The organism is Psychroflexus torquis ATCC 700755 (assembly GCF_000153485.2).
Lineage (GTDB): Bacteria > Bacteroidota > Bacteroidia > Flavobacteriales > Flavobacteriaceae > Psychroflexus > Psychroflexus torquis.
Genome location: NC_018721.1, coordinates 565048 through 578232, shown reverse-complemented (window position 1 = coordinate 578232; position 13185 = coordinate 565048). Strand labels below are relative to the sequence as shown.

At 35.1% G+C, this 13185-nt stretch carries 12 protein-coding genes; 2 read left to right on the top strand and 10 right to left on the bottom strand.

The genetic code is table 11. The annotated features are described in order from the left end of the window. The 5 genes from P700755_RS02545 to P700755_RS02525 form a co-directional block, all read right to left on the bottom strand. Entirely contained in the window at nt 1-1365 is a 1365-nt protein-coding gene (locus tag P700755_RS02545) for an exonuclease domain-containing protein (protein ID WP_015023191.1), read from the bottom strand. A 199-nt stretch (nt 1366-1564) separates the two neighbouring features. After that, nucleotides 1565-2221: a YggS family pyridoxal phosphate-dependent enzyme gene (locus tag P700755_RS02540; RefSeq protein ID WP_015023190.1), complete on the bottom strand. Its 657-nt coding sequence runs from the start codon at nt 2219-2221 to the stop codon at nt 1565-1567. 11 nt (nt 2222-2232) lie between these two features. Continuing rightward, entirely contained in the window at nt 2233-3471 is a 1239-nt protein-coding gene (locus tag P700755_RS02535; RefSeq protein ID WP_015023189.1) for a DUF1015 domain-containing protein, read from the bottom strand. A 2-nt stretch (nt 3472-3473) separates the two neighbouring features. Further along, nucleotides 3474-4364 (bottom strand): 3-hydroxyacyl-CoA dehydrogenase family protein, encoded by an 891-nt coding sequence (locus tag P700755_RS02530; RefSeq protein WP_015023188.1) that lies wholly within the window; start codon nt 4362-4364, stop codon nt 3474-3476. 19 nt (nt 4365-4383) lie between these two features. Next, nucleotides 4384-5349, bottom strand: coding sequence for a Gfo/Idh/MocA family protein (locus P700755_RS02525; protein ID WP_015023187.1), 966 nt, complete (start codon nt 5347-5349; stop codon nt 4384-4386). A 355-nt stretch (nt 5350-5704) separates the two neighbouring features. Here P700755_RS02525 and P700755_RS02520 point away from each other — a divergent pair, with 355 nt between their 5' ends. Beyond that, nucleotides 5705-6346: a protein-L-isoaspartate(D-aspartate) O-methyltransferase gene (locus tag P700755_RS02520; RefSeq protein WP_015023186.1), complete on the top strand. Its 642-nt coding sequence runs from the start codon at nt 5705-5707 to the stop codon at nt 6344-6346. 8 nt (nt 6347-6354) lie between these two features. Here P700755_RS02520 and P700755_RS02515 read toward each other — a convergent pair whose 3' ends face one another. Beyond that, the gene (locus P700755_RS02515; protein WP_015023185.1) at nt 6355-8829 is read right to left on the bottom strand and encodes a DUF5686 and carboxypeptidase regulatory-like domain-containing protein; all 2475 of its coding nucleotides are present in this window, start codon (nt 8827-8829) and stop codon (nt 6355-6357) included. Nucleotides 8830-8852: 23 nt separating this feature from the next. Further along, entirely contained in the window at nt 8853-9317 is a 465-nt protein-coding gene (gene smpB, locus P700755_RS02510; protein ID WP_015023184.1) for an SsrA-binding protein SmpB, read from the bottom strand. 86 nt (nt 9318-9403) lie between these two features. On the opposite strand from smpB, the gene P700755_RS02505 reads away from it, so the two are divergent. Further along, a complete protein-coding gene (locus P700755_RS02505) occupies nt 9404-10153 on the top strand; it encodes a DUF6503 family protein (RefSeq protein WP_015023183.1) in 750 nt (249 codons plus the stop codon). Here the strand turns inward: P700755_RS02505 and P700755_RS02500 are convergent. The 3 genes from P700755_RS02500 to P700755_RS02490 form a co-directional block, all read right to left on the bottom strand. Next, a complete protein-coding gene (locus P700755_RS02500) occupies nt 10140-10721 on the bottom strand; it encodes a histidine phosphatase family protein (protein ID WP_015023182.1) in 582 nt (193 codons plus the stop codon). The two genes, P700755_RS02505 and P700755_RS02500, sit on opposite strands and share 14 nt — an antisense overlap. After that, on the bottom strand, nt 10718-11836 hold the full coding sequence (locus P700755_RS02495; RefSeq protein WP_015023181.1) for an esterase-like activity of phytase family protein: 1119 nt from the start codon (nt 11834-11836) through the stop codon (nt 10718-10720). Before P700755_RS02495 ends, P700755_RS02500 begins: the two co-directional genes overlap by 4 nt. 299 nt (nt 11837-12135) lie before the next feature. Then, nucleotides 12136-13185: a peptidylprolyl isomerase gene (locus P700755_RS02490; protein WP_015023180.1), complete on the bottom strand. Its 1050-nt coding sequence runs from the start codon at nt 13183-13185 to the stop codon at nt 12136-12138.

The window sequence follows — 13185 nt, the reverse complement described above, 5'->3', positions numbered from 1 at the left end:
TTAAAAATGGATTACCTTCAAATTTTTATTATTCTTCCTCAAATAACTTTGTATGATATGTTGGGCGTCTCTATCGTTTTGCATAGGATTTATGATATTTTTCAAAATTGAAATATTTTCAACTTGAAAATTTAACTCCGTATATCCAAAACCTATGAGTTTTCCATTTTCAATCAAGACAACACTTTTTTCACCTAGATGTCTACCTCGATCTTGAATAATCATGTTCTTATCTTTATAATTATAAAATTCGATAAGTTTTACAACTCGAGAATTATAAGAAACGGCATCTTCTTCTTTTATGCATGCCCCATCGCATTTCTTTATGGTATAATTGAAGCAGGCTTCTTTGGTTTTATGTAAACCCGTTAATTTCTGACAAAGATGATAAGTCTCTAGAGCTCTTTCTAAGAAAGCCTTTCCTTGTTGGTAGTTGGTGAAACTGGTGACATAGTCTTTTTTAGAGTCCAACTTAGAAACAGTCAAATTGAAATATCCGTTATGGTCTTCGAACATATAAAGCCCGTGGGTAAACAGATCTTTCTTTAAAGCAGAGTTATACTTTGGTTTAAGTTTTTTGATAGATTGATTTTCTTTTAGCAATGCCATAAGCTCATTACCAGTTTTTTCGTAATCTACGGATGATGTGTACTCTTGAATTTGTTTAGATTTTTGGGCATCACTTATAAAATGTTGGTTAGCTCTTTTTTTGATGTCGTTGCTTTTACCTACATAAATAATATCCCCTTCTTTATTAGAGAAATAATAGACTCCAACTGCATTAGGCAAATCGTCTATAAGTCTAATGAGCTTTTTATCGATACTGCTCACAGCGTTTAGCTTTAAATGGGAGCTTATAATTTCTTTATCAGTATCCTTTTCTAGCAAAAGCTTAAAAAGTTTTACCGTGGCCAGTGCATCTCCGCTAGCTCTATGGCGATCTGTTATAGGAATTCCTAATTTCTTTACAAGCTTACCAAGACTGTAAGACTCAAAATCGGGCAAAAGCTTTTTAGATAGTTTAACGGTACACAGCGTTTTGCGTTCATAAAGATAGCCAAGTCTATCGAACTCAAGCTTTAACATTCTATAGTCAAACTTAGCGTTATGAGCGACAATGGTGCATCCTTCAGTTATTTCTATAATGCGTTTTGCGATTTCGTAAAACTTAGGTGCTTGATGGAGCATTTCGTTGTTGATGCCCGTTAAGCCTACTACAAAGGATTGGATTTTTCGCTCAGGATTTATGAGCGAGATAAATTGGTCTACAATTTCATTACCGTCAAATTTATAAATAGCGATTTCTGTAATCCCTTCTTCATTATATTTTCCTCCCGTGGATTCTATGTCTAAAATGGCGTACAACCTAGCTTTATGTGTTTTAATTTAAGGTAGCAAAAATAAAGATATAATTCTGTTTCCCTCGTTTAGTTTTTAAAGTTTAACCTCTGAATTTCAATTTTATCAACTGCTTATAATGAAGCCTTTAAAAATAATATGTCAGCCTTAACTCGATAAGTCATTGAATTTAAACATCAGTAGTCTTGTGGTATGGCATTCCTATTTATCTAGCTCCAAAAATAGAACTGCCTATTCTTACCATGTTAGTGTCATGTTGCATGGCGATTTTATAATCTCCGCTCATTCCCATGGATAGGATACTGAAGTCTTTTTGAGTTTGTGAAGTCTCCTTATAAAGTGTTTCAAGAATTTTAAACTCTCTATGAATCTGCTCTTCATCCTCTGTAAACGTAGCCATGGCCATTAAGCCCTTCAGTCTTACGTTTTTTAATTCAGCGAGTTTGTCATCTTTTAAGAATAACTTTAAATCCTCTGGAGACATGCCGTATTTAGACTCCTCTTCAGCTATTTTTACTTGTAATAAACAGTCGATTACTCGGTCATTTTCCACTGCACGTTTATTGATTTCTTTAAGTAATTTCATGTTTTGGACCGCGTGAATTAAATCTACATAGGGAGCCATGTATTTCACTTTGTTGGTTTGTACGTGACCCACCATATGCCATTTAATATCTTTGGGTAAAGCGTCCCATTTGTCCGTCATTTCTTGAACCTTATTTTCCCCAAAAATTCGCTGTCCAGCCTTGTAAGCTTCAAGCAGGTCTTCGTTAGGCTTGGTCTTCGATACGGCAACTAGGTCAATATTCTCACCTAATTCGTCTGTAAATGTTTTGATATGTTCTTTAATTGACCCTTCCATTCTTTTAATTTTTAAAATTCATAAATCGTAATCCCACTTCTCAACTTAGGTTCAATATAGGTTGTTTTTGGAGGCATTTTCATTCCTTCATCTGCTATAGTTTTCATTTCTTCAATACTTGCAGGGTACATTCCGAATCCAACCTGATAGTCTCCTTGGTCTATAGCCCCTTTTACGAAAGCCATGTCTTTTTGACCTTGACTATACATCAATCTAGAATTAGTTCTCAAGTCTTGAATTCCCAAAATTGGTTTTAAAATTGTATTAAATAAAATTTGAGCATCCAATCTTGATAGCGCATTATTAAAGTCGTAATTTCTATCTCTTAAATTTAATTCGTAAAAATCACCATCGAGATACATGCTAAAATAGTGAGCTTCTTTAGGCTTGTAATAATTCTGGTTTAAATTTTCAATTTTGAATTGTTCATCCAGTTTAATAAGAAATTCGTCTTTACTTAAACCGTTTAGGTCCTTTACAAGTCTGTTGAATTCATGAATTCTCAAGTGACTTTCTGGAATAAAAAATCCCATAAAAAAGTTATAGGCTTCTTCCCCTGTGTGGTGATCATTTTCAGCCTCAAGTACTTTTTTTAAGTCAATCGAAGAGGAACTTCTATGGTGTCCATCGGCTATATAAATATGTTTCATCTCCTCAAATTCTTTTTGAATTTGTTCATGAAGCTTTGGGTCTTCAATCACCCAAAAGTGATGCGTTTCTCTAGAGGTGGTCGTGAATTCATATTCTGGTCGAGTCTGCATCAATTTTTTTGAAATGCTGTCAAGGACTTCATTATCTGGATAGGTGAGAAGGACAGGGTCGGCGTTAAACCTTACTGTCTTTAGATACTCGGTAAACACCTCTACTTTTTCAGTTAGCGTATCCTCATGTTTTCTAATGAGGTTATTTTCATAATCTTCAGCACTTGCTGCACCTACAAAGCCTACAAACTCTATTTCATTTCTATAAATGATTTTATGAAGATAATAGCAGGGTTTCCCATCTTGCCGGAAACTACCGTCTTCTTTAAACTCTTCAAACCTGTTTTTGACAAGGCTAAAGCGTTCTTTTCCAGAAATTTCTTTATTGTACTTATATCCAGGATTTGCGATATGCAGAAATGAAAAGGGATTGTTATCTAATCTCGCTTCAACTTGGGCTTTGGTATAGGTTTCGTAGGGCTTTGAAGCGATTAGACCTACTTTATCTCGAGTAGGTCTAGTCGCCTGAAATGGAATAACTTTAGGCATCCTTAAGATACAAATTGTGAGGATACTTTTTCTGCTTTTTTGCTTTCACTATAGTCATAAAATCCTTCTCCAGATTTCACTCCAAGTTTGCCTGCTCTCACCATGTTAACGAGTAAAGGACAAGGGGCATATTTTGGATTTTTAAAGCCCTCATACATCACTTCCAAAATAGATAAACATATATCCAATCCTATAAAATCGGCAAGCTGAAGGGGACCCATAGGATGAGCCATGCCTAGCTTCATTACAGTGTCAATTTCTTCAACACCCGCTACATTATTGTATAGAGTTTCTACAGCCTCATTAATCATTGGCATTAAAATTCTGTTAGCTACGAAACCAGGGTAGTCGTTAACTTCAGTTGGGACTTTACCAAGATTTTTAGCTAGCTCTACAACTCTATTTGTAATGTCATCGCTAGTATTGTAGCCTCTTATGATTTCTACAAGCTTCATGATAGGTACTGGATTCATAAAGTGCATTCCTATCACTTGTTTAGGTCTGCCCGTGACAGCAGCAATTTTGGTGATTGGAATAGAGCTGGTATTTGTTGCTAAAATAGTTTTAGCTGGACAAAGGCTGTCGAGTTCTTTAAAAATCTCGAGCTTGATTTTTTCATTTTCTGTAGCGGCTTCAACGACGAGGTCTGCATTTTTTGCCCCGTCTGCTATACTTGTAAAAGTGGTGATATTTCCCAGTGTTCTTTTCTTGTCCTCTTCGCTTATCTTTTCTTTGCTAACCATGCGGTCTAGATTTCTAGTGATGGTTGCAATACCTTTATCCAGACTATCTGTTGAGACATCTATTAAACTTACATTATAATCGAATTGAGCAAAGGTATGTGCAATACCATTTCCCATAGTTCCTGCACCTATTATAGCTATATTTTTCATGATTTTATTTTTAAAATGATTACTCGTCGAATGCTTTTATGATTTGCATGGCCACTCTTAAAGCCTCAGTACCTTGTTCTAAAGTTACAATAGGTACCGTGTCATTTTCAACAGCTTCTGCAAATGTTTCTAATTCGTCCAAAATAGCATTATTTGGACTTATATCTGGATTATCAAAGTAGATTTGTTTCTTTACGCCTTCAGCGTTTTGAAGAATCATAGCAAAATCGTCTGGGTCTTGAGGGGCGTCTTTCATTTTGACAACTTCGGTTACTTTTTCAAGAAAATCTACCGAAATGTAAGCGTCTCTCTGGAAGAACCTTGACTTACGCATGTTTTTAAGCGATATTCTACTTGCTGTAAGATTAGCCACACAGCCGTTCTCAAATTCAAGTCTTGCATTGGTGATATCTGGAGTCTCAGAAATAACAGAGACACCACTTGCATTAATTTTTTTCACTTTAGAATTAACGATACTTAAGATAGCATCAATATCATGAATCATCAAGTCTAAAACAACAGGAACATCTGTTCCTCTTGGGTTAAATTCTGCGAGTCGGTGCGCTTCAATAAACATGGGAGTGTCTATTTTGCCTATAGCAGCTCTAAAAGCTGGATTAAAACGTTCAACATGTCCAACTTGCCCTTTTACATTATGAGCTTTAGCCAGTTTTATAAGAGCGTCTGCCTCTTTTACCGTAGAGGTGATAGGCTTTTCTATAAAAACGTGAACACCTGCTTTTATGGCTTGTTCTGCCATACTATAATGGTAGGTGGTAGGAGTGACGATATCAATAACATCTACATTGCTCAGTAGTTCAGCATAGTCCTCAAAGCAAGAATAACCAAATTCTTTTTCGATCTTCTTTGCGTGAGTCTGATCTGTATCGTGAAATCCTATAAGTTTATATTTCTTTGATTCGTTGAGCAATCTCAGATGAATTTTTCCGAGATGTCCTGCGCCCAAAACACCAACTTTTAGCATAAATTATATGGTTTTACACAAAAGTAACATTTCTTTTTAAGCTAACTGTGAGCATAGGCTTTTTATAAGATTTCTTTTAAAAACTCCCAAACTAATAATAGCTTCCTGAATGGATGTATCCAACATTTTTTTCTAATTTTGCTATTATTAAGACCTTTACCAAATTAAACCTATAATGCAGCAATAAATTGTTTCTTTTTTGACTGCTTTTTATCAAAAATAATTACCGTAGCTAAGGCTATGCTAATCATTTTTTATTTCAATCAATCAAAAAACCTGTGCTGAGCTACGTCGAAGTATAATTCAATTTATTTATACGACATTATAAATTTAATTCGGTATTAAATATAAAAGCTTGGAAGACAGTTATAGACAGCAAGGAAAACGTAAATTACTAGTAGAATTGGTCCGAGAAAAGGGAATTAAAGATGAAAAAGTCCTTCAAGCGATAAATGAAATTCCTAGACACCTTTTTATGGATAGCAGTTTTGAAGATCATGCTTACCAAGATAAGGCTTTCCCTATCGCTGCCGGACAAACAATCTCTCAGCCATTTACGGTCGCTTTTCAGACTGAGCTTTTGCAGGTAGAACGCGGTGATCTAATTTTGGAAGTAGGGACGGGAAGCGGTTACCAAGCCGCCGTTTTATGCGAACTGGGAGCAAAAGTATATACCATAGAAAGACAACAAAAACTGTATAAGAAAACTAAAAACTTTCTTCAAAAACTAGGCTACAGACCTAAATTTATGAGTTTTGGAGATGGGTACAAAGGTTTGCCAGAGTACGCCCCTTTCGATAAAATTATCGTGACTGCTGGGGCGCCTTTTATACCCAAACCTTTAATGTCTCAATTGAAAATTGGAGGTAGACTTGTGATTCCCGTTGGGGAAGACCCACAAATTATGACTTTATTGAAAAGGACTTCTGCTAAAAGCTTTCAAAAAGAAACCTTTGGCGAATTTCGTTTTGTGCCACTCTTGGAGGATAAAAATTAGGGATTCCCTTAAAATTGATCCAGTAGTTTAAGTCCAAAAACCAAAGCTCCACTCTGCCAACCCCCTTGATAAGGTTTGACGTAATCGATTCTAAAAAATCGAAATTGACCAAAGCCAACATTGTCTAAACCTACCGAAAATTCTGAATAGGGTTTATGAGAGTCCGTAAATAAGCTTTTAGCCCCTACGACCATATTGAAATTCAGTTGATTGAGAAGCGGAATTTTATTAAGGAGAAATCCTTTAAAATTATGCTCTAAATGAACATCTGCATAATCTGAGTTGGTAGACAGTTCATAATAAGGCAGCAGGTTGAATTGATTAAGATAACTATCTGAGGTTCCTATTCGAGTTTGGTTTCCGTTGAAATGCTTAAAATCCAAAAAGGAGATGTTTTCTGCATTAAAAAATAAACCACCGTTAAGACTATAAGCCAGTTCTCCAAACCTAGAAATCGTTTTGGTTTGAGTGAGTCTTGCTTTTACAACATCAAAATTAAAATCACTTATATCTGAAGCAAAGCCTTTCTCATAAGCAAAGCTAAATACAGGAAATTTATCACTAAAGGTGTCGTATTTCCCATTAGGCGTTAGCACATATTTTTGATTAAAATTTATACGTCCTGCAATTCTAAACTTACCAATAGTATGGGAAGGGAACAATTGAGATCCAAAAGCTTCAGGCGCTAGAGGATTATTGGAGGTAAAGCCTCCATTTTTATTTTCAATAATTGGTGAATTCGTAGAATTGATAAGAGAACGTCTTCTTTCAAAACCCAATTCGGCACTGAGTCGAAAGCCATTAAACACGTCTTGACTATAAGTGGCTTTGCCAAAAATCCTTTCGAATAACTTAAGGTAATTACGCTCAAAAAATACTGAAGCAATGGAGGATAATCTCTCGTTGATAGGATTGGTAGAATTGATTTCTTCAGCTTTGACACCACCAGAAATAATCAAAAAAGGTTTTGAGAAATTATTAAATTTTTTCGTAAAAGTAAAGCTAGGTCTCAGAGTTTCTTCAGAGAATCCATAATCTAAATCAGATCGAATTTCCCAATAGGTTCTGAAGGTTCCAGCAGTATCTTTTTGTCTGAAGTAAACTCCCGATTTAATATTAAATCCCTGTACGGTGTTATAATTAAGATCGGTTAAGCCAGTGAATCCAGCTTCTTGATTGGTCGTTGAATTTTGCCAAGAGTAGCCAAATAAAGGATCTGTTACTTTGAAGGTGTTACTTACTGTATCTATAGAATCTTTATAAGGTTGAGAGTTTTTTAGGATCTGTAGGCTGTCTTTAAAGGTATAATCTTCTTGTTCTAAACTAGTAAGAGGAACAGGCCTATTTTGTTCCCAGAACAAACTGTCCTTGGTATTCGCCTCCTCATCGAAGGTAATAATGGCATTCGAGAAATCCTTTTTGGTCAACTGAGGGTTGAACTCATAGTTTTTATAAGAAGCTACAAAATTACCACCTCCAGAAATTCCTAAAATCCCCCAACTAAAAGAAATATCTTGGGAAATAAGAGTCCAGAATTTATACTCCTCGCTATAGTTGAAGGTTTGTTTGAGATTGAGTTCTTCCACCACCTCGACTTGAAGTGATTTGCCAGTCGTCATAAGGTCAACACCGTAAATTTCCCAAGTATCTTCTAGGATATAAATATATCCGCTAAATACAGCATCGTTAGGTCTCTTAGGTATAACCTTTATTTTATTGATCAAGAATTTATCATTTTCATAAAAAGTTCCTTCCAGCTCATAGTTGTAATATTGCATGGCAAAATTAGCAATTGGAGAGACCAGATTTTTGCCTAAGTCGATGGTATTTTCGTAAAATGAGAAATTGAAATCTTCTGCAGAATTAAAGCTAAATCCGTTATCGTTCCCACTAACTTTGGAAGCGATGATGTTTTCTTTGAAACGGTTTGGCGCTTTGTATGAAATCTTTGAAAAGGTTTCACTTAGGTAGACCACGCCACTTCGGGTGGAATCCAAACCACCTCCTAAGTCACCAACTTCTTGGCCTAATATTTTTTCTGGGGCATTTTCGATTTTCCAGAGCCCTTTGGAATAGAAATCAGCTTTATACTCTTGAATTTTTGATAGGTTTTTCTTTCTATTTTCCACGGCATTGCGGATAATAGAATAGGCAGGATCCTCGTTATTGGTAATAAAAACATCGTCTAAGCTCGTTACCTTTTCTGTTAATTGTATAGTGATGGTATCGGTAGAGGTTTCTATCTTTCTTTTTTCAGTTTGAAACCCCAAAAATTTAAAAATGAGATAAGACTCTTTAGTTTGCTCAACCTTTAATTTGAACTCACCATTGGCATTGGTAGTGGTTCCATTGAAGGTGCCTTCATCATAAACATTTACATTTTGTAAAGGATTACCGATGCTATCAGTCACTTTTCCTGTAATTTGAGAATGACTAGTTAAAAAAGACAGCAATAAAAAAATAAGTAGATATGGAGGCTTCATAAATTTAATATAAGATAGAAAACCTATGTATTAAAGGTCTTGTTGATTCTGTTGAGCTTTCTTTTGGTATCACGATCCTTTATAGTTTCGCGTTTATCATGAAGCTTTTTACCTTTAGACAAGGCGATCTGCAATTTTGCAAAGCCTCTGTCGTTAAGAAATAAGCGCAAGGGAATAATAGTAAGACCGCTGTTTTTGACTTCTTTGAGAAGTTTTTTCAGCTCTTTTTTATTAAGTAAAAGTTTCCTGGCGTTTTTAGGCTTATGGTTAAAATGGGTTGCATGGGAATATTCTTGAACATCCATATTAATCACAAATAATTCTCCCTGCTCATTGAATTCACAAAAACTTTCAGTGATTGTGGCTTTTCCTTCCCGGATAGATTTGATTTCGGTGCCAGCTAATACAATTCCAGCTGTATATTTGTCCAGAATTTCATATTGAAATCTGGCTTTTTTATTTTTTATATTGATTTTGTTTTTAACCATAGAACTAAAATATATATTTCAAAAATAAGACTTTTGAAAGGAAAGCTAGAATTAACGACAGTGTTTATATTTAAATTAATAATGATATGAAGTATTTAATTGGATTCATCTTACTGAGTATGCTAGGATGTCAAAAATCTGAACAAAAAACGATTGAACCTTCAAAGGTTATAGAGAAAGCTATTGAGTTTTCTGGTAAATCAAAACTTAATGAGAATGTATTAAAGTTCAAATTTAGAGACTATTCTTATAAAGCGATGCCGACCTGTGAAGGACTTCAGTTTGAAAGACTTTCGATAACTTCACCAACAAGAGATGTTGTAAAAAATGGAGAATTGACGCGTTTTTATCAAGATTCTATTGTAATGTTGGCAGATACCACTGCATTTTCTTATTATGAATCTGTTAATTCTGTCCACTATTTTACTCAGCTACCTCTTCGTTTAGAAGATGCTGCTGTACGCCCCTCTTATCTAGGCAAAGAAGAAATCAACGCCAAGATTTACCATAAATTGAAGGTTAAGTTCACAGAAAATGATGGTGGAGAGGATTTTGAAGATGCTTACATCTATTGGTTCGATACCTCAGATTTTTCAATGGACTTTATAGCTTATAGCTTTTTAGTCAATGGAGGTGGATTACGCTTCAGAAAGGCGATTAACCAAAGGACGATTGATGGTGTTGTTTTTCAGGATTATGAAAATTACACACCCAAAAAGACCTCTCAAAAATTAGAAGATCTAGGTCAGTTTTGGGAAAAGGGAGATTTAGAACTTCTCTCTAAAATCGAAAATGAAAATGTTATTTTAGAGCCTTCTGCCCTTAATTGTAACTAAATTCTTTTGGAACTTTAAGCTGAATCAAAGTGTCTTTTAAATACAAATCTTTATCAATTTCCATTTTGAAGAAGATATCATAGGTGTTTTCTTCCAGGTCATCATACACCGATTCTGAAAGAATTTCATTCATGAATCTAGGACTTGTGTTGCTGTGTCCTAGGACTAATACTTTTTTGCCGTAGGTTGATTTCCAGAATTCAGCATCAAATAATGTATCCTTTCCAGCAGTATAGCTTTTGATGTTCCCTTTAAATTGATGTAGTGTAGGGATGATGGTTTGAAGGGTTCTACCGTAATCCGTAGAATAGAACATGTCTAAGGACTTATCTTTAAAATAAGTTGCTAAAAAATTTGCTCTGCGAATCCCTTCTTCTGTAAGTTGAGGGTCTCTATTCTTTTTATCCATGGTGTCTTTTTCAGCATGTCTTACAAAATAGTAAGTGGTCTTTTGTGCTTCTAAGCCTTCTGGAATATCAAATTGAAAATCTTTATTTTTTGATGGAGTCTCTTGGCAAGACAGGCAAAGTATCGTGATACTCAAAATTAAATAATGAAATGTTTTCATTGGACTTGTTTTAGTTCTAATAAAATAATCTGATTTAATTGTGTCCCAAATTTATTGAAATTATTGTCAGAAACGACAATAAGGGAAGAATTACCATTAGGAAGTGTTGGTCCAAAGCATAACCCCTCTAAATTATCGACAATACCTTCAGTTAATTTTCTCTTGATCGACTTAAAGTCGAACACTAAACTCTTCTCTGCATAAATAATATCCTCTGAAGAAGCGGCTTCTAGTTCTGCTATGTCGTGAATGTCTGTCGCCTTACTCACATCTACCAGATACAACTTCACTCTATTGCCTTGGCTTTTGTGTCCTGCAGAATAGGAGCGTTCCAGGACCAAAAAAGTATTTTGGCTAATTTGTAAAATCTCTGTAAGACCACTGATGGAAAAAGGAAGCAACGGGATTTTGGTGATCCTATCCAAATCCATGGCATATTGGCGGGTGACTTTTTTTGCCTTATGATCAAAGAAACTCAATCGAATAGCGGAGTTGGTGTTATATAGTTTTGGTGTTTTACCATCTTTTTCTAAGGGTAATTCGTTAGCAAACCAAAATCCGGAAGAATTTTTGCCATTCGATAGGCCTTCGAAAACACCATTATGACGAGGTTGGTTATTCCCCTTGATCAGAAAATAACTTGGTAACGAATAACTTTCAATAAATTCTGCCGTCTTGCTTACTTTGAAAATTCTTGGCGATAAACCGAAATTGATACTTCCTTCTGTAGAAATTAAATACCCATCTCCATCATATCTTATGGACTCCATATCCAATGCATTTTTCTCAAAGAAGGTATTGTTTTGTAGTCTAGTAACCGACTTGAAGGTGATGGTGTCCACTTGAAACCCCTTCAGTTTTAATATTGCTCTAAAAATCAGTGGGTTGGAAGGCGAATCATTTACCATAAGAAGTTCACCTTTAGTATAATCTACTCCTGAGATTCCACCATAAATTTCATTTTGAAATTTGAAATTTGCTGGTATAATGTATTCATCTAAAAACTGAACGTCATACAATTTGTCATCCAAGGCTTTAGTGGTACTGCAACTCGTTATTAAAAATGTAAAAGCACTTAAGCTTAAAAATTTAATCAAATGTTGGGATGTCAACATAAAAAATGCAATTGTTTATTATGTTTATGTAAACTATAAAAAAACTTATCATTAAAAATTAGATCAATTAGAGATAAAATTTAGTAAGAGTAAGGGTGAATTGAAACAAAAATATGCAACATATATTATAGATAATAATTTATAATATGCTGAAGCTAAGTTTGAAGAAATGCTTGATAAACTTCAAGCTAAAACAGTAAATACTAAGGAAGAGTTAGAGAAGGAAATCAATGGATTGTATTCTAACTTCTATTAAAATTAAAAATCCCTGTCATAATATCATAACAGGGATTTTTAATTTATTTATTTACTATATCTATAAGCTCAACCTCAAACTTTAAAATTGAATTTGGAGGAATTGGTCCTGTCTGTCTTGGGCCGTAAGCTAATTCTGATGGGATGACAAGTTCTGCCTTTTCACCAGTCTTTAAAAGCATTATCCCTTCGTCCCATCCTCTAATCACACGACCAGTTCCTACTGGAAATTCTATAGGTTGGTTTCTGTCTAAAGAAGAATCGAATTTGGTTCCATCTAGAAGGTAGCCTGTGTAGTGTACACTTACCATATCTTTAGCTTTTGGAGACGTTCCGTTTGGATTTTTTTCAGTAATCAAGTAGCGTAATCCGCTATCGGTGACTTTAAAGCCCTCACTAGCTTCTTCAAGTACAGCTTTTCTTGCAACTTCTTCCTCGACTTTGGCTACTTTGGCTTTCTCAGCACCAGTAGTAAAAGCGTCTACAGCATCAAAATTTTTGGCATCGCTCCCTTTTCTTATGATATTAACTGTTTCAATAACGATATCTTCAACAGGTTTGTCACCTGGCTTTTTAGTCTCTACTTTCCCTATGCTATCTACGACTTCCATTCCGACTACCAATTCTCCAAAAACACTATGTTTCCCATCTAAATGTGGAGTAGGAACAAGAGTGATAAAAAATTGACTTCCGTTAGTATCTGCTCCAGCATTGGCCATAGATAAAACTCCTTTTTTATGGGTTAAAACAGAATCAATTTCATCTGCAAATTCGTATTCTGGTCCTCCTTGGCCAGTCCCTAGTGGATCACCTCCTTGGATCATAAATTTATCGATCACTCTATGGAAAATAATACTATCATAAAATTTTTGATCTTGATACTCTTCATCGACCAATGGATGTTCGCCTTCTGCTAAGGCAACGAAATTTCCAACAGTCATAGGGACCTTGTCGTAATGAAGTTCTGTGACAAAATCTCCCATAGAGGTTTGGAATTCAGCATATAATCCATCTTCTAAATCTGGGTATTGGGAAGAACAGCTAAAAAGCAGTATTCCAACTAATGCAGCAAATGATAATCTTAAAGTTCTCAT

Excerpts from the sequence above, each read along its gene's own strand:
- P700755_RS02540 (WP_015023190.1), bottom strand. The coding sequence starts at position 2,221 with ATGGAAGGGTCAATTAAAGAACATATCAAAACATTTACAGACGAATTA.
- P700755_RS02535 (WP_015023189.1), bottom strand. The coding sequence starts at position 3,471 with ATGCCTAAAGTTATTCCATTTCAGGCGACTAGACCTACTCGAGATAAA.
- P700755_RS02530 (WP_015023188.1), bottom strand. The coding sequence starts at position 4,364 with ATGAAAAATATAGCTATAATAGGTGCAGGAACTATGGGAAATGGTATT.
- P700755_RS02525 (WP_015023187.1), bottom strand. The coding sequence starts at position 5,349 with ATGCTAAAAGTTGGTGTTTTGGGCGCAGGACATCTCGGAAAAATTCAT.
- P700755_RS02515 (WP_015023185.1), bottom strand. The coding sequence starts at position 8,829 with ATGAAGCCTCCATATCTACTTATTTTTTTATTGCTGTCTTTTTTAACT.
- smpB (WP_015023184.1), bottom strand. The coding sequence starts at position 9,317 with ATGGTTAAAAACAAAATCAATATAAAAAATAAAAAAGCCAGATTTCAA.
- P700755_RS02505 (WP_015023183.1), top strand. The coding sequence starts at position 9,404 with ATGAAGTATTTAATTGGATTCATCTTACTGAGTATGCTAGGATGTCAA.
- P700755_RS02500 (WP_015023182.1), bottom strand. The coding sequence starts at position 10,721 with ATGAAAACATTTCATTATTTAATTTTGAGTATCACGATACTTTGCCTG.
- P700755_RS02495 (WP_015023181.1), bottom strand. The coding sequence starts at position 11,836 with ATGTTGACATCCCAACATTTGATTAAATTTTTAAGCTTAAGTGCTTTT.
- P700755_RS02490 (WP_015023180.1), bottom strand. The coding sequence starts at position 13,185 with ATGAGAACTTTAAGATTATCATTTGCTGCATTAGTTGGAATACTGCTT.